This is a genomic window from Nocardia cyriacigeorgica (assembly GCF_029868385.1).
In the GTDB taxonomy this organism is placed as follows: Bacteria; Actinomycetota; Actinomycetes; order Mycobacteriales; family Mycobacteriaceae; genus Nocardia; species Nocardia cyriacigeorgica_F.
This window is the reverse complement of record NZ_JARWNX010000043.1, coordinates 240,995-261,357: the sequence shown is the minus strand read 5'-3', so window position 1 is coordinate 261,357 and position 20,363 is coordinate 240,995. Positions and strand designations below refer to the sequence as shown.

The 20,363-nt window shown below is 67.3% G+C and carries 18 protein-coding genes; 10 read left to right on the top strand and 8 right to left on the bottom strand.

The window, feature by feature from the left end:
- The first annotated feature begins 29 nt into the window (after nucleotides 1-29).
- On the top strand, nucleotides 30-1,499 hold the full coding sequence (locus QH168_RS13340) for an amidase (protein WP_280234910.1): 1,470 nt from the start codon (nucleotides 30-32) through the stop codon (nucleotides 1,497-1,499).
- 46 nt (nucleotides 1,500-1,545) lie between these two features.
- On the opposite strand, the gene QH168_RS13335 is transcribed toward QH168_RS13340, so the two are convergent.
- On the bottom strand, nucleotides 1,546-2,673 hold the full coding sequence (locus tag QH168_RS13335) for an NADH:flavin oxidoreductase (RefSeq protein WP_280234909.1): 1,128 nt from the start codon (nucleotides 2,671-2,673) through the stop codon (nucleotides 1,546-1,548).
- Between the two features lie 115 nt (nucleotides 2,674-2,788).
- On the opposite strand from QH168_RS13335, the gene QH168_RS13330 reads away from it, so the two are divergent.
- Together QH168_RS13330 and QH168_RS13325 are read left to right on the top strand one after the other, a co-directional pair.
- Nucleotides 2,789-3,238 carry a MarR family winged helix-turn-helix transcriptional regulator gene (locus QH168_RS13330; protein ID WP_280234908.1) on the top strand — a complete coding sequence of 150 codons (450 nt, stop codon included), beginning with the start codon at nucleotides 2,789-2,791 and terminating at the stop codon, nucleotides 3,236-3,238.
- Between the two features lie 304 nt (nucleotides 3,239-3,542).
- Nucleotides 3,543-4,169 carry a helix-turn-helix transcriptional regulator gene (locus QH168_RS13325; RefSeq protein ID WP_280234907.1) on the top strand — a complete coding sequence of 209 codons (627 nt, stop codon included), beginning with the start codon at nucleotides 3,543-3,545 and terminating at the stop codon, nucleotides 4,167-4,169.
- On the opposite strand, the gene QH168_RS13320 is transcribed toward QH168_RS13325, so the two are convergent.
- Nucleotides 4,151-4,726: a dihydrofolate reductase family protein gene (locus QH168_RS13320; RefSeq protein WP_280234906.1), complete on the bottom strand. Its 576-nt coding sequence runs from the start codon at nucleotides 4,724-4,726 to the stop codon at nucleotides 4,151-4,153. The two genes, QH168_RS13325 and QH168_RS13320, sit on opposite strands and share 19 nt — an antisense overlap.
- Before the next feature lie 200 nt (nucleotides 4,727-4,926).
- Here QH168_RS13320 and QH168_RS13315 point away from each other — a divergent pair, with 200 nt between their 5' ends.
- Complete coding sequence (locus tag QH168_RS13315; protein ID WP_280234905.1) at nucleotides 4,927-5,673, top strand: DsbA family protein; 747 nt, start codon at nucleotides 4,927-4,929, stop codon at nucleotides 5,671-5,673.
- Between the two features lie 41 nt (nucleotides 5,674-5,714).
- On the opposite strand, the gene QH168_RS13310 is transcribed toward QH168_RS13315, so the two are convergent.
- On the bottom strand, nucleotides 5,715-6,155 hold the full coding sequence (locus tag QH168_RS13310; protein WP_280234904.1) for an SgcJ/EcaC family oxidoreductase: 441 nt from the start codon (nucleotides 6,153-6,155) through the stop codon (nucleotides 5,715-5,717).
- A 128-nt stretch (nucleotides 6,156-6,283) separates the two neighbouring features.
- Between QH168_RS13310 and QH168_RS13305 the strand changes: the two genes are divergently transcribed.
- On the top strand, nucleotides 6,284-7,351 hold the full coding sequence (locus QH168_RS13305; protein WP_280234903.1) for an LLM class flavin-dependent oxidoreductase: 1,068 nt from the start codon (nucleotides 6,284-6,286) through the stop codon (nucleotides 7,349-7,351).
- 131 nt (nucleotides 7,352-7,482) lie between these two features.
- On the opposite strand, the gene QH168_RS13300 is transcribed toward QH168_RS13305, so the two are convergent.
- Nucleotides 7,483-8,370 (bottom strand): alpha/beta fold hydrolase, encoded by an 888-nt coding sequence (locus QH168_RS13300; RefSeq protein WP_280234902.1) that lies wholly within the window; start codon nucleotides 8,368-8,370, stop codon nucleotides 7,483-7,485.
- A gap of 187 nt (nucleotides 8,371-8,557) precedes the next feature.
- On the opposite strand from QH168_RS13300, the gene QH168_RS13295 reads away from it, so the two are divergent.
- Nucleotides 8,558-8,965 (top strand): nitroreductase family deazaflavin-dependent oxidoreductase, encoded by a 408-nt coding sequence (locus QH168_RS13295; protein WP_280234901.1) that lies wholly within the window; start codon nucleotides 8,558-8,560, stop codon nucleotides 8,963-8,965.
- Nucleotides 8,966-9,039: 74 nt separating this feature from the next.
- Here QH168_RS13295 and QH168_RS13290 read toward each other — a convergent pair whose 3' ends face one another.
- The gene (locus QH168_RS13290; RefSeq protein ID WP_280234900.1) at nucleotides 9,040-10,626 is read right to left on the bottom strand and encodes a GMC family oxidoreductase; all 1,587 of its coding nucleotides are present in this window, start codon (nucleotides 10,624-10,626) and stop codon (nucleotides 9,040-9,042) included.
- Between the two features lie 28 nt (nucleotides 10,627-10,654).
- On the bottom strand, nucleotides 10,655-12,370 hold the full coding sequence (locus tag QH168_RS13285) for an aldehyde dehydrogenase family protein (protein WP_280234899.1): 1,716 nt from the start codon (nucleotides 12,368-12,370) through the stop codon (nucleotides 10,655-10,657).
- Between the two features lie 289 nt (nucleotides 12,371-12,659).
- Between QH168_RS13285 and QH168_RS13280 the strand changes: the two genes are divergently transcribed.
- A complete protein-coding gene (locus tag QH168_RS13280; protein WP_280234898.1) occupies nucleotides 12,660-13,874 on the top strand; it encodes a PucR family transcriptional regulator in 1,215 nt (404 codons plus the stop codon).
- Between the two features lie 43 nt (nucleotides 13,875-13,917).
- Here the strand turns inward: QH168_RS13280 and QH168_RS13275 are convergent, their stop codons facing one another.
- Nucleotides 13,918-14,229 carry a pyrimidine/purine nucleoside phosphorylase gene (locus QH168_RS13275; protein ID WP_280234897.1) on the bottom strand — a complete coding sequence of 104 codons (312 nt, stop codon included), beginning with the start codon at nucleotides 14,227-14,229 and terminating at the stop codon, nucleotides 13,918-13,920.
- A gap of 700 nt (nucleotides 14,230-14,929) precedes the next feature.
- On the opposite strand from QH168_RS13275, the gene QH168_RS13270 reads away from it, so the two are divergent.
- Nucleotides 14,930-16,825 (top strand): WD40 repeat domain-containing serine/threonine protein kinase, encoded by a 1,896-nt coding sequence (locus QH168_RS13270; protein ID WP_280234896.1) that lies wholly within the window; start codon nucleotides 14,930-14,932, stop codon nucleotides 16,823-16,825.
- A 16-nt stretch (nucleotides 16,826-16,841) separates the two neighbouring features.
- Here QH168_RS13270 and QH168_RS13265 read toward each other — a convergent pair whose 3' ends face one another.
- Nucleotides 16,842-18,221, bottom strand: coding sequence for a glutamate decarboxylase (locus QH168_RS13265; RefSeq protein WP_280234895.1), 1,380 nt, complete (start codon nucleotides 18,219-18,221; stop codon nucleotides 16,842-16,844).
- 286 nt (nucleotides 18,222-18,507) lie between these two features.
- Here QH168_RS13265 and QH168_RS13260 point away from each other — a divergent pair, with 286 nt between their 5' ends.
- Together QH168_RS13260 and QH168_RS13255 are read left to right on the top strand one after the other, a co-directional pair.
- The gene (locus QH168_RS13260; protein WP_280234894.1) at nucleotides 18,508-19,437 is read left to right on the top strand and encodes a universal stress protein; all 930 of its coding nucleotides are present in this window, start codon (nucleotides 18,508-18,510) and stop codon (nucleotides 19,435-19,437) included.
- Nucleotides 19,434-20,312 (top strand): universal stress protein, encoded by an 879-nt coding sequence (locus tag QH168_RS13255; RefSeq protein ID WP_280234893.1) that lies wholly within the window; start codon nucleotides 19,434-19,436, stop codon nucleotides 20,310-20,312. Before QH168_RS13260 ends, QH168_RS13255 begins: the two co-directional genes overlap by 4 nt.
- Nucleotides 20,313-20,363 lie beyond the last annotated feature (51 nt).

Genomic DNA, 20,363 nt, shown 5'->3' with positions numbered 1-20,363 from the left:
CTATTCGGAGGGCAGTTAGCGTCGAATTCATGGAATGGAATTTTCGATCGGCCGAAGAGCTGGCGACCGCACTGCGTGCCGGTGAGGTGACCTCGGTGGAACTGACCGAGGAGGCGATCGCTCGGATCGAGCGCGAGGACAAGCTGATCAATGCGATCTGTGTGCCGGATTTCGACCGTGCGCGAGCCGCCGCACACCGGGCCGACCAGGCGCGCGACCGCGGCGAGGACCTGACGCTGCTCGGTATTCCGGTGACGGTCAAGGAGTCCTACGACATCGCCGGGCTGCCGACGACCTGGGGCATGCCGCAGCACGCGAACCACGTGCCGGCCGAGGACGCGGTGCAGGTGTCGCGGCTGAAGGCGGCCGGTGCGGTGGTGCTCGGTAAGACGAATGTGCCGTTGATGCTGCGAGATATCCAGAGCTTCAACGAGATCTACGGCACCACCAACAATCCGTGGGATCACGACCGCACCTCCGGTGGATCGTCCGGCGGTTCGGCGGCGGCCCTTGCGGCTGGATTCGGCGCACTGTCCATCGGCTCCGACCTCGCCGGTTCGCTGCGCACCCCCGCGCATTTCTGCGGTATCTACGCGCACAAGCCGACACTCGGGTTGGCCCCGACTCGCGGTATGGTCGCCCCGCCCGCGCCGGCTCTGCCGGTCGATCTCGATCTGGCCGTCGTCGGTCCGATGGCACGCACCGCCCGCGACCTCACGCTCCTGCTCGACATCATGGCCGGACCGGACCCGCTGACCCACGGCGTCGCCTACGACCTCGCACTGCCGCCCGCACGCCATGAGCGGCTGGCCGACTTCCGGGTCCTGATCATCGAGGACCATCCACTCATCCCGACCGGAGCAGCGGTGCGGGCGGGCGTGAACCGGGTCGCCGAGGCCCTCGTCGAGGAGGGCGCCCGCGTCGAACGGCGCAGTCCGCTACTGCCCGACCTGGCCGAAGCCGCGTCGCTCTACATGCTGTTGATGTTGTCGAACGCCGCCACGAGCCTTCCCGTCGACGTGTACGAACAGCTGCGGACCCGCGCCGCCGCCCTGAGCGCGGACGATCGGAGTCTCGATGCGGCCCGGCTGCGCGGCATGGTGCTCAGCCACCGTGACTGGGTCGAGGCGAACAACCGTCGCGAACTGCACCGCCGCAGCTGGCGGCAGCTCTTCGCCGAATTCGATGTCGTGGTGTGCCCTGTCACGCCTACCCCCGCCTACCCGCACGACCACAGCGGCGGCCTGGAGGATCGGCGCATCGACATCGACGGCGTCGAACATCCGTACTTCGACCAGCTCGTCCTGGCAGGTGTGGCGACCATGCCCGGTCTGCCCGCTACCGCCATCCCGGCGGGCCGCTCACCCGAGGGTCTACCGGTGGGGGTGCAGCTCATCGGCCCGATGTTCGAGGACCGAACCCCGCTGCGGCTGGCCGAACTGCTCGAGCAGAAGATCGGCGGCTTCCAGGCGCCGCCGCCCTACGCGGGCGGTGCGTGAGTGCGCCCGCGCCGAACATCCCCTGTGGGGAGCGCACGCACGGAAATCAGCTCAGCGTCTTCAGCGACGCCGCGTCGTAGGGCTTCAGCTCGTCCATCCGTCCGCCGAGTACCTTGGCCGCCCACTCCGGGTCCTGGAGCAGGGCACGGCCAACGGCGACCAGATCGAATTCGTCGCGTTCCAGGCGATCGAGGAGGTTGTCGAGGCTGCCGAGTTCGGCGCCCTCGCCGGTGAAGGCGCGCAGGAATTCGCCGTCGAGGCCGACCGAACCGACGGTGATGGTCGGCTTGCCGGTGAGTTTCTTGGTCCAACCCGCGAGATTCAGCTCCGAGCCGTCGAACTCCGGGAGCCAGTAGCGGCGGGTGGAGGCGTGGAAGGCGTCGACACCGGCCGCGGCCAGCGGGGCCAGGATCGCCTCCAGCTCCTGCGGGGTCTCGGCGAGTCGAGCGTCGTAGGCCTCTTGCTTCCACTGCGAGTAGCGGAAGAGCACCGGGAAATCGGGCGACACGACGGCCCGCACCGCGGCCACGATCTCGGCCGCGAACCGCGTGCGGGCCACGGGATCACCGCCGTAGGCGTCGTCGCGGCGGTTCGTCCGCTCCCACAGGAACTGGTCGAGCAGATAGCCGTGGGCGCCGTGGAGTTCTACGCCGTCGAAGCCGATGCGCTCGGCGGCCGCGGCGGCCTCGGCGAAGGCGCCGATGACATCGTCCAGGTCGCGCCGGGTCATCGCCTTACCTGCGCCCTCGGTTCCGTCGACGCGGATACCGGACGGGCCGACGGCGGGGGCATCGGCGTAGGGCTCGTCGCCCTGATTGCGGACCATCCCGATATGCCACAGTTGCGGCACGATCGTGCCGCCCGCCGCGTGCACGTCCTCGGCGACCTTCGCCCACCCCGCCAGTTGTTGCGCACCGTGGAACCGCGGCACCCGATCACTCTGTCCGGCCGAATCGTGGCCGACGTAGGTCCCTTCGGTGACGATCAGGCCGACGCCAGCGGCGGCACGGCGCGCGTAGTACGAGCGCACATCGTCACCGGGAACGCCGCCGGGAGAGAACATGCGCGTCATCGGCGCCATCACGATGCGGTTCGGAACGGTCAAACCGTTCAGGGTGATGGGCCGTGACAGGACCTGAGCCGTGCGGGAGGCGTCGGAGGCGGTGACGGTCACTGAAATACTCCTCGTAGGTACTTGACTATGTCGATGGTTGAGAACCTCAAGCAATACCGCCACGCTAGAGGTAGATATTTGAGGTAGTCAAGTTTCTGCGGATAGGCTGGTACGCATGGCAGAGGCTCCTCGCGTCGACACGACCCAGCTCATGGAGCTGCTGTCGGTGTCGCTCGGCGCCTACTACGGAGACTTCACCGCCGCGGCAGCAAGCGAGAATCTCACCGCGAGTCAGGGCAAGACACTGACCGCGCTGCGCCGCCGCCCCTTCACCATGCGCGCCCTGGCCGGAATCCTCGCATGTGACGCGTCGAACGTGACCGGCATCATCAACCGGCTGGAGAAGCGCGGACTCGTCCGCCGCGAGCCCAGTGCCTCCGACCGCCGCGTCACCAACCTCGTCATCACCCCCGAGGGCGAACGTGTCACCGACGCGATCCGCACGAAGATGCACGCCACCCACGACGGCCTGGACAGGCTCAGCGACCACGAACGCGATTGCCTGTACGAGCTGCTGGAACGGGTTTTCACCACCCGACTCACCACCGCGCCGACACAACCCTGACCGCACCCGCCATCGGCGCGCATCACCACCGAGCCCGAATCTGTTTCACGACACCTGAATTCGCCATCTCGCGCCGATGCGTGTCCACGATCGAACCCGCCCCAGCGCAGTCAGCGAGAAAGCCCGGAGCGCAACACCGTCCACACCGGCACAGCGAGCTTGATCGGTGATATGTCGAGGGCGAATGCCCGGCGGGTTCGGCTGACCTAGCATTTCCATGGTGGGACTGCTCTTCCGAACGCGCGCCTCGGATTCACCGTGGATCGAATCCGTGTGGACGTGTCGTAGTGAGCAGGTCTCGACGATGACCTCCGTTGCCACCGAGACCTGGGGGCTGGTGTTCTGGGAGCAGGAGGGGCGTACGCAGGCGGCGATCACCGGGCCGGAGACGCGGACCGGGACGGTACCGGTGCCCGAGGGAGCGGATTTCGTGGGTATCCAGTTCGCGGTCGGCACATCGCTGCGGATGGCGGCGACGCCGTCGCTGGTGGACGGCGGGATCGCGTTACCCGATGTGCGCGGGCGGCGGTTCTGGCTCGACGGCGCCCACCGGGAGATACCGCGGCTCGATGATGCCGAGGCGCTCGTCGAGCGGCTCGTCCGCGAGGGGGCCGTGGTGCGTGACCCCGTGGTCGCGGCGGCACTGCAAGGCCTGCCGCCGGCGGTGGGCGAGCGGACGCTCGAGCGTCGATTCCGGGCGGCGACGGGGCTCACCCATGGTGCGGTGCGGCAGATCGGGCGGGCGCGCACGGCCGCGTTCCTGCTGTCCACGGGTGAGGCGCCCGCTGATGTCATCGACAAGCTGGGCTATTACGACGAACCGCATCTGGCCCGTGCGCTACGCCGGTTCGTCGGCCGGACGGCCGGGCAGCTGCGCGCCGACGAGGGCGGCGCGATCGCGCTGGATACGCCTCAGTGCGCGACCTCGTAGACGAGTTTGGCCACACCGTTGGAGTAGGTCGCCGACTCCCGCAGCCGCAGCTGCTGCTTATCCCGATCCGACCGGGCGAACAGGCTCTTGCCCGCGCCGAGCAGCACCGGGAACATCAGCAGGTTGTACCGGTCGATCAGATCGGCATCGGCGAGGCGCCGGGCCAGTTCGGCGCTGCCGTGGATGAAGATGGCGCCGCCGTCGGTCTGCTTCAGCTTCGCGACATCGTCGTCGGATCGCAGGATGGTGGTCGGGCCCCATCCGTCGATCAGCGCGTCGTCGGTCAGGGTGGAGGAGACGACGAACTTGGGCAGGTCCTTGTAGGCGAGGTGATCCTCGGAATCGCGCCAGATCGGGGCGAACGCCTCATAGCTGCGGCGGCCGAACAGCAGCGCCGTCGTATCGGCGAGTTCCTCGCCCTTGAGCGAGTAGGCCTCCGGCACGAACTCGGTCTCCATCACCCAGCCGCCGCTGCGATGGCCCTCGGCGGTGCCGCCGGGTGAGTCCACGACGCCGTCCAGCGACATGAAACCGGTGTAGACGAGTTCGCGAGTCATCAATTCCTCCTGAGTAGGTGCGTCGGCGTTGTGCCTGCGCCCAGCCTAGGAAATGGCCGCCGCGGCTGTCTTGGACGAAACCGACACCCATCGATCCCCCGGCATCGCCGGTCCGCCGGACGAACCCTGTGCCATCCGGACCTGCTCCACCACGGCCCATTAGGCTGACGAGGAATGTCCGGCGAGTGGGAAGCATCTGAATGAGCACCTATCCGGGCGGGTGGCCGCCGCCGCAGAAGACGGGATCGAACCGGCGACTTCTGGTCATCCTGACGCCCATCATGGTGTTGGTGCTGGTCGTTGTGGCGATCGGTATCGGATTGCTGGCTCGCGGCCTGGTGACGACGACGATCGAAGGTCAGGCCGTGGCGGCGGTCGAGGGCTCCACGCCCGAGAACGTCCTGGCCGACGGTGCGGTGCGCGTCGGCGATGCGGACGCGCCGGTGACCGTCCGGGTCGTGATGGACCTGCAATGCCCCGCCTGCAAGGCATTCGAAGAGGCCAACGGGACGGTGCTGGAAGACGCGGTGCGCGACGGCACCGCCGCGGTCGAATACAGCGTCATCAGCTTCCTCGACCGCGCCAGCGATACCGAGTACTCCTCGCGGGCGGGCAACGCCTCGTTCTGCGTCGCGAACGCCGGCCTCGACGATTACCAGTCCTGGTTGTCGGAAATGTTCGCCCGCCAACCCTCCGAGGGCGGCGACGGCCTGCCCGACAGCGAACTGATCGAGATCGCCGAATCGGCCGGTTATACCGATTCCGCTGTGGCCGAATGCATTACCAACCGCGAATACGACGGCTACCTGCGCGTGAAGACCGACGAGGTGCTCAACTCCGGCCTCACCGGCACTCCCACCGTCTATGTCGACGGTGAGCAGATCACCGATCCGCAAGCCATCATGGGGCAGGACGGTCTCGCGCCCGTGATCGCGGGCGCGCGATGAGCTGATCTACGCACCCACCGGCACCAGATCCGCGTCCGGTTTCAGGACGGGTTCACCACATTGGTGTTCTGGGCCGAACACACCCACCATGCGCCATCTCGGCGAACAAGCACCCAGGTGCCGCGATTGGTGAGGGAGAACTCGGGCGTGTTCAGGGTTTGTTCAAGGTTGACGATCGCGTGGTCGGTGGTGAGGAAGCGGACGGCGATGATGTCGTACCGTGCCTGCGCTGCCGTGGATTTGCCGAGCACGGCGCGATGGTAGGTGTGGAGTTCGTTCCAACCGCGGAAGATTCGTCCGGCGGGATTGATGAACATGATGTCTTCGGTGAAGACATCATCGAAAGCGGCGGCGTCCCCGGCGCTCAATGCCGCTTCCAGGTGCCGGAACAGTCCCTCGATCTCGGCGATATCGGTCGACTCCGATTCGTCTGCCGAGGACGAAGGCCGGGCGATTGATCTACTGGATACGGTGTCGTCCATCGGTCCGATGCTATGCGCGTTGCGCCTGGCGTGCGAGTCCATGGCTCTGGCGTCAGCCATCGACCATTCGGGTCGAGCTGATCGCAATGCTGTTGCGGGGCGGGCGTGAGCGGTTCGATCGATTCACTATGAGTTCCGCCGCGTCGCCGATCACCACCCTCTCGTTCCTGACACCGGGCAACTATCCCGACGACGACCCGGCCGCCGGGCTCGAGGACACGCTGCAACTGTTCGAATTCGGTGAACGCCTCGGGTTCGATGGCGCCTGGATCCGGCAACGGCATCTCGAACACGGTGTCGGTTCAGCGGCGGTGTTCCTGGCCGCCGCGGGTCAGCGCACCAGCCGGATCGAGTTGGGGACAGCGGTGATTCCGATCGGGTACGAGAGCCCGTTCCGGCTGGCCGAGGATCTGTCGATGGCCGATGTGCTCTCCGGCGGGCGGCTCCAGCCCGGTTTCAGTGCTGGCACGCCACCGCATGCCGAATTGCTCGGACATCTGGTCTTCGATGGCGACTGGCGAAGCTATGACCTGTCCTACGGCCGGATCGCCCGGCTCATCGACAATCTGCGCGGCGACTATCTCGGCGGTCCGGATACGGTGATCCATTCCCCCGGCAACACCCAGCGGCCCCGGTTGCAACCGCACAACCCCGGCCTGATCGACCGGCTCTGGTACGGCGGCGGCAGCGTTCGCTCGACACGATGGGCGGGCGAGAACGGGCTGAATCTGCTGGCCGGAAATGTTGCGACCGGGGAATACAGCGACGATTTCGGTATCACCCAGTCGCGACTGATCGAGGAGTACCGTCGCCGCATCGACCCGCTACGTCCGGGTCGGGTGGCGGTGGGGCGGGTGATCGTCCCACTCGACAGTGCCGACCGCGCGACCAGACAGCGCTACCGGCAGTACGCCGCGAGCAGACATGAACGCACCCTGTCACCGCAGGGCGAACGCCGCATCCTGTTCGCCCAGGACCTCGTCGGCACCGCCGCGGAAATTCTCGATCGACTGCACGCCGATCCCGTACTCGCGCACACTGCCGAATTACGTCTGGAACTGCCCTACGAGTTCCATCGCGCCGATTATGAGCAGATCCTGCACGACACCGTCGAACTGATCGCACCGGCATTGGGTTGGAAATCCGCGACGAGCGAGCAGCCGGACGCCGCCGCCGGTCGACCACGGCCGCGGTGATGATCGTCCCGATTCCACTGCGGAACCCGCACGGGCAGCAGCTGGGTCTTCTGCACGCCAGATGGACGGAGAGGCCCGCATAATGCCTCGGCCCGGAACACATGGTTCCGGGCCGTAATGGACGGTGCAGGTCAGGGCTTCGTCGGTCGGTCGAGGAATGCGGTGACCATCGGCACGAGAAGCTCGGGCCGGTGGACGACGGTGACGTGGGAGGCGCCGGGGATCACGGCCAGTTCGGAATCGGGCAGGCCCGCCGGAGTGTCACCCATGATGCCGCCGCCGTGCAGGCGGAACATCTCGACGGCGTGCTCGGGGCGCACGATATCGGAGTCGCCGATGATGGTCAGGGTCGGCGACGTCATAGCCGTCACGGCATCGGCCGGGAAGGTCGGTGCGTTGGCGTCCATCTCCTTCACCTTGGCGACCAGAGTCGGAAAATCTTCCGGACGTGGCGCATTCGCCAGATAATCCTCGTGAAACGGTGAACCGTGCAGCATTTCGGGCTGGATCTGGGTGATGCCGTCGAGCACACCGGGGTGCAATCCCTCGGGCGAGAGACCCACCGAGAGCAGCACCGATTTGCGGACCATATCGCTGTGGCGCAGCCCGATGTCGAGGGCGACACCCGCCCCCATGCTGTAGCCGAAGATATCGGCCTTCTCGACGCCGATCTGCTTCAACAGCGCGACGGTGTCATCGGCCATGTGCTCGGTACGCAGCGGCCGGTCGATATCGGCGGTGCGTCCGTGCGCCTGCTGTTCGATCGCGATGACCTGGCGGTCCTTCGACAGTTGCGGGATCAGATCACCGAAGTCGGTACCGATACCGGACAGCGCGCCGTGCAGCAGCACCAGCGGCGGCGCGTCATCGGACTGTCCGTGCACCTCGTAGTACATATCGAGGCCGTTCACCTGGATGTGCCTACCGGGCTCGGGGGTCGAGGATTCGGCGTCGTCACCGCATCCGGTCAGCAATCCGGTGGCGGCGATGGCGAGGGCGGCCAGGGCGGGCTTGATCATGACGGTCTCTTCTCTGTGTCGCGCTACGGGCGGTGATCGCGAGGCCGCGGTCCTCGCTCGTTCAGCCATAGAGACGGGCACCGAGCCGAGAATTCATCGCCGATCGCTCGAGGGGTATTCGGAATACCCGCCATTCACGCCGGGTTGGCATGCACAACCGAGATCATCGACGAGACAGTGGAGAACTATGAGCGACTTCAATACCGATGTGATCCGGCAGTTCCGCGCCAATGGCGGACGGGTCGGCGGAATATTCGAAGGCCGCACCAACATGGTGCTGATCACCACGACAGGCGCCAAGTCGGGGCGGCAGATCACCACTCCCCTGGTCTACGTACCCGACGACGACCGCATCGTGCTGATCGCCTCCAACGGTGGCGCCGACCGGCACCCGGCCTGGTATCACAATTTGAAGGCGAACCCGACCGTCACGGTCGAACTCGGCACCGAATCCTATGAGGCGACCGCCGAAGTCCTCACCGGCACCGAGGCCGACGACCTGTTCGACCGGATGGTCGCGATAGCACCCGACTTCGCCGAATATCGCGCGAAGACCTCACGGCGCATTCCGGTCGTCGCGGTCAACCGTGCCTGATACCGGCGGGCCGTACGGGGCCGCTGCCGTACCGCGCCGACCGCTGAACCAGCAGGCGACGCGGTACCGGACGGTCAGCGGTCGGCGGCGATGAGGTCAGCGGCCTTTTCGCCGATGACCACCGCGGGGGCGTGGGTGTGGCCGCGGATGATGGTCGGCATCACCGACGCGTCGGCCACGCGCAGGCCCTCGACGCCGCGGACCTTCAGCTCGGGCGTGACCACGCTGGCCGGGTCGCTGCCCATCCGGCAGGTGCTGGTCGGGTGGTAGAGGGTGTGCGAATGCCAGGTGAGGGCGTCTTCGAGCGTGTGCTCCAGCGTCGGCTGTTCCCGCTTGGGTTGCAGGAACCGGCCGATCCGGGAGCCGAGCGGCTCGGAGGTGGCGATGCGGTGTGCCATATGCAGTCCGGTGAGCATGGCGGCGCGGTCGACGCCGTCGCTGTCGGACAGATACTTCGGATCGATGACCGGCTTGGCCGTGGGATCGGCGGATGCCAGCGTCACCGTCCCGCGGCTGCGGGGCTGGAGCAGGATGGGGCCGAGCCCGATGCCGTGGCCGGGCGCCACGCCGATACCTTCGTCGTAGAACGGGGCGGCGCCGAAGATGATCTCCAGATCCGGCAACTCCAGATCCGGCCTGCTGCGCACGAAGCCGTATGCCTCGCCCACATTCGAGGTGAGCATGCCGCGGCGCCGGGCGAGGTAGTCGATCAATTGCAGCGGCTTCTCCGCATCGAACAGGGTGCCGGAGTCGACGGCGAAACCGATCAGCGAGACCAGATGGTCGGTGAGGTTGCGGCCGACGTTCGGCAGTTCGTGCACCACCGGAATGCCGTGCGCGCGAAGTTGTTCGGGGTCACCGATACCGGACAGTTGCAGCAGCTGCGGACTGTTGATCGCACCGCCGCACAGCACCACTTCCTGCTGCGCGCGAACCGTCCGGGTCCGACCGTTCTCGACATATTCGACACCGACGGCGCGCGTACCCTCGAACAGCACCCTGGTCGCCTGAGCGCCGGTGATCACGGTCAGATTCGGGCGCTTACGGGCGGGCTTCAAATACGCGTCGGCGGTGCTCCATCGCGCCCCGCGCTGCTGACACACCATGGTCTGGGTGAAACCCTCGGGCTGCGGGAGATTGGCCCGCTCACGCTTGAAACCCGCCTGCTCGACGGCGGCGAGGAAATCGGAGGTCCAGCGGTTGGGGCTGCGCTGACGCGAGACGTGCAGCGGTCCGCTACGACCCTCATCCGATTCCTGCGCGCCCTCCACCGCCTCGATGCGCTTGAAGTACTCGACCACATTCGCGAACGACCAGCCCGCACCCGCGGCTCGAGCCCATTCGGCGTAATCGGCGGCATAGCCGCGAACCCACATCATGGCGTTCATCGAGGACGATCCGCCGAGCATCTTGCCGCGCGGCCAGAAGATCTGGCGGCCGCCGAGTTCGGGCTGCGGGGTGGTCAAATAGTTCCAGTCCAGGTCGGTCTGGAACAGCTTGGAGAACGCGGCCGGAATGTGGACGGCCTGGTTCTTGTCCTCCGGCCCGGCCTCCAGGGCGATGACCGTATTCGACGAGCGCTCGCTGAGCCGTGCGGCGACCACCGCGCCCGACGAGCCGGTGCCGACGACGATGTAGTCGGCAATGGTGTTGGTGCTCATAGGATTTCTCCAGTCGGAAGTGGATGGCTCAGCCGCGTAGCGCGGAGGCGAAGATCATCGGCAGGCGCGTCCAGCCGGGGTCGGCGGCGAATCCGGTGAGCAATTCGCCGGTGCTCGCTGCGGTGCGGTTGCCGACGAACCACGGCGGCTTCGGCGACATCGCGAACTCGCCGTGCAGCAGCGACCGCGGCGCCGGACGGAACGGGCCGCGCACCACCGTGCGCTCGACGCGGTCGATCAGCCATGCGTTGTGCACCACACCGATACCGCTCTGCACATCGGCGAGGGTATGGCCGGGGAAGGCGCCCCAGGACGCGGTCGGCGTGAGATAGCCGACGCCGGTCCACGCGTTGATCGCGATCGTGCCGTAGCGCAGATCCTCGATCAGCTCGTCGAACGCCTCGCCGAGTTCGGTGATGGTGGCGGGCTGGGCGATGACGTTCACCCCGAGGGTTCCGGTGCAGGCCTCGTTCGCGGTGCGGGCCGCGGCGCGCGCGAACTCCGCCCCGGTGCCGGGCAACTCCACCACACCGAATACCGGCGCGAAGTACTCACCCGAGAGCAGCGGCTCCGCCGGAGAAGGCGCCAGCCCGGTGATCAGCAGGCGTTCCCCGGCCGATCCCAAGCGTTCGGCCTGCGGATACGTCGACCGCGCCTGCGCGACCCGGTCGTCGCTGCCCGGATAGTACGCGCGGCGGGCCGGCGCTTTCGCGATGGCCTCGCGCAATGCGGTGAGGAACTGCTCCTTCTGCGCCCAGTCGGAGGAGATGATCAACGCCTGAGCGGCGACGCAGTTGTAGCCGCCGTTGTGCAGCCGCTGGGTGGCCACATGCTCGGCTTGGAACGCGATATCGGCCGCACTCCACCGACCTGGCAGCACGATCGTCGGCGAGACACCGCCGAGTTCGCTGGTGACCGGTGTGGTCAGTTCGGGCGTGCCCGCCCGCTTCCGTTCGTCAGCCTCCGCGCCGGTGCCCCAGACGATCGCGTCGTGGGTCCTCGCACTGCCGGTCATATGCACATGCGCGACGAGATCGTGGGTGACCAGGTAGCCGCCGACTTCCGCGCCGCCGGTCAGTATCCGTACCGCACCCAGTTCGATCAGCGGCGCGAGGATCTTGCCGAACACCGGTAGCAGCGGATCGGTGATCGGATTGAGTTTGAGCGCCACGACCCGGTTGTGCGCGATCAGCTCGTACAGGGTGTCCAGCGGGGCGATCGAGGTGATGTTGCCAGCGCCGAGCACGGCGCCGATGCCGTTGGTGCGGCTCGGATCACGCTGGGCCAGACCGGCATTGGCCTTCGCCGCGGCATTGCTGACGCCTCGCTGGAGCCAGACCTGTGCGCTGAAACCGTTGAGCAGCAGCGCATCGAACGGGCTGGCCGGGAGAACGTCGATAGTGACGTGATCGCCCGCGGCGCCGAACGACGCCTTGTCGAGCGGGGATCTCCCCTGCTCCAGCTTGCCGAGCGTTTCCGAGAGCGCGCCGAGGCTCGCGGCCAGCACATAGGGACCCGAGAGCCACTCCTCGCCCACCAGCGGCGACGACGGGGCGAGGCCCTTGATCGCGACGGCGGCGTCCACCCAGTCGTCGGCGTGCCGGAGGGTGAGTTCGCGCATCCGGTCGAGCAGTTCGCGCCTGCCGCGCAGCGAAAGATTCGCCCACCTCTTCTCGCCCTCGGCGAGCTCGGACAAGGCGGCGTCGACGGCGGCGTGTGTCGACGGCGCCACATTGGTAACCACGTTCGATCCTCCAAGACGTCGGCGGTCCGCGCGGGTCTCCGCCGCGGACGGGATCGACCAATTGTGTGTCCTGCACCACTCTCGGGGCCATGTGCCGCCGTTGCGGACACACCAGGCCCACGTTGTGCTCGCGCACAAACCGCCGCGCTGAACTCCTCGACGGAACCGTCTTGAACATGCGTCGTGCACCCGTGCCGCCCGGAACTTCAGCGATCGACAGCGCTCGCGATTGTGCACGGCAACAATTTGATGGTGGCGCACCTCACCCTCCCCTGCCTACGCTGACAAGGTGGCCGCACCATCGCAAACAGTTCCGACGCCCACTGCCCGACCCGCCCTGGATCTGCTCGAGCGAGTCGCGACGTTGTCCGACGAGCTGGTCACCCGGATCATCGCCGCCGACCGCTCCTACGGCGAGCCCGGCCTGCTCACCGCCGAGGAACTCCGCGAGGCCTGCCTGACCAATCTGACCGCGATCATCGGCGCGCTCGGTGGTCTCGAGCCCGTACGGTTACAACCCGCGCGTGCGGTCGGACGACTCAAAGCCGAGCGGGGCGTTCCCATCGCCGCGTTGTTGCACGCGTTCCGGCTCGGCGGCCGACTGATCTGGGAGCAGCTGACCACACGGCCCCCCGAACCCGGCGATCCCGAGCTGCGCGACCTCGCCACCGCGTTATGGGAACTCATCGACACCTACTCCGACACCGCGGTCGAGGCCTACCGCGAAACGGAGATCCTGCTCGCGCACGCCGACGCACAGGCCCAGAGCCGGTTGATCCGCATGCTGTTCGACGACAATTCCGGTAATCCGGCCCGCGCGCTGACGGCATTGCGCACCCTCGGCCTGCCCGAATACGGAACCTATGCGGTGGTCTCGATCGAGACCGATGATCCCGGCGCCACCTTGCCCGGCAACCTCGTCACCGCGATGCAGGATGCCGGGGCGCGGTCGGTCTGGGATTCACAGGTCGATACCCATGCCGGACTGTTGTGCACCGGATCGTCCGCGGCGATCGACCGTGTGCTGGCGAAGCTGGCGGGCCTGGTAGGCGGACGAATCGGCGTGAGTACGAGTTTCACCAGTCCCCAGGCCATACCCGGCGCACTGGCCGAAGCCCGCCTCGCCGCCCGCAGCGCACGCACGGATTCACGCGGGGCCGTCCGATTCGGTGACGACCCGGTCGCGCATCTGCTGGTGATGCTGCCGGAGGCGAGCCGACAGGCCGCGACCCAGATCCTCGGGCCGGTGCTGCGCCTGCCCGCACCCGAACGCGACGACCTGATCGTGGCATTGCGGGCCTGGTACCAGTGCCATGGTTCGACTGCCGCGGCCGCCGAACAGCTGCATTGTCATCGCAATACCGTGCGCTACCGGCTACGCAAGATCCGCGACCTCACCGGCCGCGATACGGCCGACCCGGTCCAGTCGGCCGAACTCCATCTCGCGCTACAGGCCGTCACCCTTCTCGGGCCCGATCCCGCGCCGACCGGCGCTTCGGCATAGCAGCGCCCGAATGTCTCGTGCGACGGCAGGTGCGGCGTGAGCACTATCCGTAGTGGCAGACGTAGTGCATGGTTTCGCGCACCTCGATCTCGAAGGAGCTGTCACCGGGCACGGAGAACGATTCGCCCGCCCGGTAGACCACGGCCTCATCCGCACCGGCGAAGGTGACCGCACATTCGCCCTCGATCAACTCCATGACCTCGGGCGCGGCTGTGCCGAAGGTCAGGGTGGCCGGCTGGATGACGCCGACCGACTTGCTGGTGCCGTCGGGCAGCTCGAGGCTGTAGCTGACGCATTTACCGTCGAAGTAGACGTTGGCCTTCTTCGCGACGCTGACATTCTCGAACTTCGACATGGTCTCTTTCCCGTGGTGAGCTGGAGGGCGTCAGCCTACTTCAGGCAGCGGCCGCTCAGTCGCCCCAGCCGCCGGACGCGATGATCTCGTCCCAGGTCGGATAGGGCAGTTCCGGATGGCGCTGATGCACGATCTCCCCGGCGAGGGTGGTGGGAAAGGCTTTGCGTGGATCGGCGAGCGTCTGGGCTTCGATAACGTCGGTGAGGGCCCGAAGAGAAAGCCGCGGATGCTGTGATTGCGCACCGGCGCGGTGAGGGCGGCATCGATCAGTTGTCGCGCCGCCACCGCTATCGGCGATGACGGCAGCGCGAGCGCATCGGTGCGCGCCGCTGCCGTGGTCTCGGGCGGCGCTGCGACGCCGGTCGACCCGGCGGCGCCGAACGCGGTGCGGTGAGAGGTGTCCATGAATGCTCCGATCTCGAGAGAGGCCGTTCGGCCCATACCGACGTGTGCCCGTCCGAAGCGTGGTCGAGCAGGCACAACCTTCAGCAAGACTGAAGCATAGCGGAAGCTTCAACAAGGCTGAAAGAGGTGGCCGACGACGCATACCGCGCGCCGCCGAACCCATTCCGATAGACCGGCGCGCCAAGCGCCCTACCCGCGATATCGCATTCGCGCTGCCCAGCCAGCCGCACTCGGGGTACCTTCAGGGCCGGTCGACGCCCATGGATGCGGCCGGCGAATCGGGGAGGTAGCAGAGGTGAGCAGCACACCGGAGACGGTCATCGCCGGATACCGGATCGATCGCGTACTCGGCAGCGGCGGGATGGGCACGGTCTATCTGGCGCGCCATCCGCGAATGGACCGGCTGGTGGCGCTGAAAGTACTACCCGACCATGGTGCCGACCCGCGCACCGCCACCGGCTTCGAACGCGAGGTCGACCTCGCGGCCCGGTTGGACCATCCCAATATCGTGCCGGTGTACGACCGCAGCGCACCGGGCGCGACGCCGATGTGGGTCGCCATGAAGTTCATCGAGGGTCAGGATGCGGCAGCGCTGCTGCGCACGAATGGACCCTTGTCTGCGGCCCGCGCGGTCGCGTTGCTCAGCGATATCGCCGACGGACTCGACTACGCGCACCATGCGGGCGTGCTCCATCGAGATGTGAAGCCCGCGAACATACTCATCGAACATGCCACCGGACGGGCACTGCTCACCGACTTCGGGATCGCGCGCACCGTCGATCACACGGTCACCCGCTCGGGTCTGCTCATGACCCTCGCCTACACCGCGCCGGAACGCTTCCGGGGCGAGCAGATCGATCACCGCGCCGATGTCTACGCACTCGGATGCACACTGTACGAACTCATCATCGGCACACCGCCATTCACGCGCTCCGACCAGGCGGCGGTGGTCGCGGCGCATCTCACCGCGCAACCGCCGCGGCCCAGCGAACTGCGCCCGGACATACCGGCCGGATTCGATGAGGTCATCGCGGTCGCCCTCGCCAAGGACCCGAGTCTCCGCTACGACAGCTGCGGCGAGCTGGCGGCCGCGGCCGAACTCGAACTCGCCGAATCCGACGACAGGACAACCGAACTCGTCGACCTCCCGCCGATGGCAGCGCGAAATGTTTCGCGACGTCGGTTATTGGCCGGTGCCGCCATCGCGGTACCGGCGATCGCGGTCGCCGCCACCGCCGCGACGCTCGCCCTTCGATCCGAGGACGAGGCATCCGGCGCGGGCCCCACGCACACACCGGACCCGCAGCGACCGCTCGCCACCGAAATCACCGACCTGCCCGCGGGGAGCACGCCGGACGCGGTCGTGTTCAGCTCGAACAGCGGCAAGGTGGCCGGTGGCAGAAATATATGGAATGCGCAGGCCAGACGTGCGATCAGGGAAATATCCCGCGGACAGGTGATCCGCGCATTCGATCCAACCGGCACCATCGTGGCCGTCGAGGACCGGCACGATCTGCGACTGGTCCGCGCCGAGACCGGCGAGACGATCGGACCACCGTTCACCGGGCACACCGATATGATCGTGACCGCCGCCTTCCATCCCGATGGCGGCCGGCTCGTCTCCGGCAGCTGGGATAAAACGATCAGAATCTGGGACGTGTCCACCGGACAGCAGATCGGCCCGGCGTTGACCGACCACGGCGACTATGTGGATGCGGTGGCCATCAGCCCGAACGGCACCACCCTGGCCTCCGCGGGCTGGGACGCGACCATACGGCTCTGGGATATCGACACCGGAGCACCCATCGGACCACCGCTCACCGGCGATCAGGCCTGCCACGCGGTCGCGTTCGGCCCGGACGGCACGACGCTCGTCTCCGGTGACAGCACGGTCCGCTTCTGGAATGTGGAGCGGCACATCGAACTACCCAGCGGAAACCTGATCGAGCCGATCGCCGCCGCCGGTGTCGAATCGGTCGCCGCGAGTCCCGACGGCGCGCTCTTCGCCAGCGCGCACGCCGACGGCACGGTTCGCCTGTGGGACGCGCGAACCCGAAAATCGCTGGAGCAACCGCTCACCGTCTCGTCCGGGCGTGCGTTGTCGGTCGCCTTCAGCCCGGACGGCACGCTGCTGGCCGCCGGAGCCGAGGACAATACGATCCGACTCTGGGAGCTGGGTCCGCATCGCTGAACCGCCGCGTCGGGTCTCAGGGCACCGCCGGGGTCGCGTCGTGGGTGAAACCGCCCGCATCGTGCCGGGTGAGCGGCACCGATTGCGGATGCACCGTCAGGTGGTCGATACCGCGCCGGACATCCGCCAGCAGGAGGTCGACCATGTCGTGAGTGAAGCCGTGCCGCAGCACCGCTCGCATGATCACCTCATCGCCGCGATCGTCGGGCAACGGATACGCCGCGATGAGCCAGCCACGCGCGCGCAGCCGGTCGGAGAGTTCGTAGAGGTTGAACCCCGGATCGCCGCCGAGACGCCAGGAGACCGCGGTGATGCCGCGACCGGGATCACCGGCATGGATGAGTTCGAACGGGCCGAGTTCGGCCAGACCCTCGGCGAGATGACGTGCCACCTGGTAGATCGCCGCCTGCAACTTCGTGTAGCCGATGCGGCCGAGCCGGATGAATTCGTAGTACTGCGTGATGGCCTGACCGCCGGGCCGGGAGAAGTTCAGATTGAACGTGGCCATACTGCCGCCGAGATAGTCGACGTCGAAGATCAGTTCGTCGGGCAGATCGGCGGCTTCACGCCAGATCGCCCAGCCCACACCGAGCGGCGCCAGACCGGTCTTGTGCCCGGAGGCATTGATCGACTTCACCCGCGGCAACCGGAAATCCCACACCAACTCCGGTGCGGTGAACGGGGCGAGGAAGCCGCCACTGGCCGCGTCGACATGGATCGGGATATCGAGTCCGGTGGCGGCCTGGATATCGTCGAGCGCCTTACTGATTCCCACCACATCCTCGAACAGACCGGTGAACGTCTGCCCGAACGTGGGCACCACCATGATCGTGTTCTCATCACAGTGGGCGGCGACATCGTCGGGATGCATGGTGTATCGGTCACCGCGCAACGGGATCTGGCGGATCTCCACATCGAAATAGCGCGCGAACTTCTCCCAGCACACCTGCACCGGCCCACAGACGAAATTCGGCATCCCGGTCCCGCCGCCTCTGGCACGCCACCGGAATTTGGCCGCGAGCCCGCCGAGCATCGCCGCCTCACTCGAACCGATGGTCGACGTACCGAGGGTCGCGGCCGGATCGGGCGCGCACCACAGATCGGCCACCATCCGCACCGCACGATGCTCGAGTTCGGCGGTCTGCGGATACTCGTCCTTGTCCACGATGTTCTTATCGATCGACTCGAACATCAGCCGCCGCGCCTGATCATCGATCCACGTCGTACAGAAGGTGGCCAGATTCATCCGCGAGACACCATCGAGGGCCAACTCATCGTGCACGATCTCGTAGGCGACCTGCGGCAGCAGTTCCGGTTCGGGAAAACCGGCCTTCGGCGCGCTGCGCCCGAACGCCGGGAGCGCGAACAAGTCGTCGGCATCGCGTGAGGTAGCCATCGGACCTCCACACATCGTGTGATGTTTGAACCGCATGACCCGTGCCAGCATGCCACGAACGTGGTCCGCGCAGCGGCCGTTCCGGCACACCCGCCGGTCCGATCCCAGCCGATTCCCGGCGCACCCAGGTGGATAACCTTCCGAAAACGATCGAGGGAAAGCGACCTTCGGCCCTTGATCGCGGTGAGCGGCCGGGACAGGCTTGGCGCTGCGGCACCCAGCGGAGGTGGGCCGCAGCACCCGGTCGGATGCTCGCCCGGTCCGGCCCGAACACCGGAGGCCGAACATGTCGGAACCGATAGACAACCGCCGTGACCGATCCACGGATGTGGTCGTCGGCATCGATGGGTCGGCGGGGGCGTTGGTGGCGGTGCGGTGGGCGGCCCGGTTCGCGGCCGAGCGTGGGCGGGGGCTGCGGTTGGCGCACGGTATGGAGTTGGTCGGCACCGCGAAGCTGGTCAGCACCGCGGGTGGGGTGACCTCGTCGCTGCTCGAGGCGTTGAAGGAGAACTCACGGCATCTGCTCGACCGAGCCGAACAGGTCGCCGTCGAGGAGGCACCCGAGCTGTCGGTCACGACGCGTGTCTCGGTCGGCAGTGCGGGCGCCCTGCTCATCGAGCAGAGCGCCGAGGTGTACGTGGTGGTGCTCGGTGCCACCGGGAATGTCGGGATTCTCGGTCATATCGGATCGACGCTGCTCGCGGTGGTCTCGCGTGCGCACGGCCCGGTGATCGTCGTGCGGGCGGACGCCGCGGGTGCGGTCCGGACGACGGGCCCGGTGGTGGTCGGGGTGGACGGGAGCCCGGTCAGTGAAGCCGCGGTCGCCGCGGCCTTCGCCGAGGCGAGTGTCCGCCGCACCGATCTGGTCGCGATCCATGTGCACAACGACCGGCGGCTCGAATCCGAACAACTGCGCAGGCTACTGCCCGAAGACGAGGTCGAAACCGCAGGTCAGGAAGTGCTGGGTGAGCGGCTGGCCGGATGGCAGGAGAAGTACCCCGATGTCGCGGTGACCCGCAAGACCTATATCGACAACCCCACCGAGCGACTACGCGAATGGTCCGATACCGCCCAGTTGGTGGTGGTCGGCAGCCGCGGGCGCGGTGGATTCGCCGGTCTACTGCTCGGCTCCACATCGAACTCACTGGTTCAGCACGCCGGATGCCCCGTCATGGTCGTCCGGCCGGAGGATTCCACGGAAGGACGCGCCCGATGACCGCACCGATCAAACCCGCCGACGCCCCGATCGTGGTGGCGGTCGACGGTTCACCGCAATCCATGCACGCGGTGGCCTGGGCGGCGGCCGATGCCGCATCGCGGGGGCGGGCCCTCAGCATCGTCTCCGCACCGGAACTGCCCTCGGATATGCGGCCGAGCGTGCTGTTCTCCGCGGAGGACATCGCCGGATCACGGCACCGGGCCGAGCAGTCGCTGGCCAAGGCCGCCGAGGTCGCGGGCTCGAGCGGGGTACCCGAGATCTCGACCGAATTGGTGGAGGGCCGCATCGTCGGGTATCTGCTCGGACGTTCGGCGGATGCGGTGCTGCTGGTGGTGGGCAGCCGTGGGCTCGGCGCCTATCGGCGCAGCCTGCTCGGTTCGGTGAGCACGGCCGTGACCAGGCATGCGAACTGTCCGGTCGCGGTGATCCGCGATGTGTCGGCCACCGATGTGGTGTCCGCGGCCAAACCGGTGCTGGTCGGCGTCGACGGCACCCGCAACAGCGAACCGGCCATCGAACTCGCCTTCGACGAAGCCTCCCGCCGCAAGGTGGGGCTGACCGCCCTGCACTCCTGGACCGATGTGACCGGTATGGACATACCGATGCTCGACTGGGTGGACAGCGAGGACATCGAGGCGGCGACGCTGGCCGAATCCCTGGCCGGATACGCCGAACGCTATCCCGATGTGGAGGTGCAGCGCATCCTCGAACGCGACCGGCCCGCTCGATCGCTGGTGCGCGAATCCGAGAACGCGCAGCTTGTGATCGTCGGCAGCCACGGCAGGGGCGGCTTCACCGGCATGCTGCTCGGCTCCACCTCGGAATCGGTGCTGCATTCGGTGGAATGCCCGGTGATCGTGGTGCGCGCCTGAGGATCTCACCGACGGGACCCTCGTCTACACCGGCAACACCCTGATCACCGA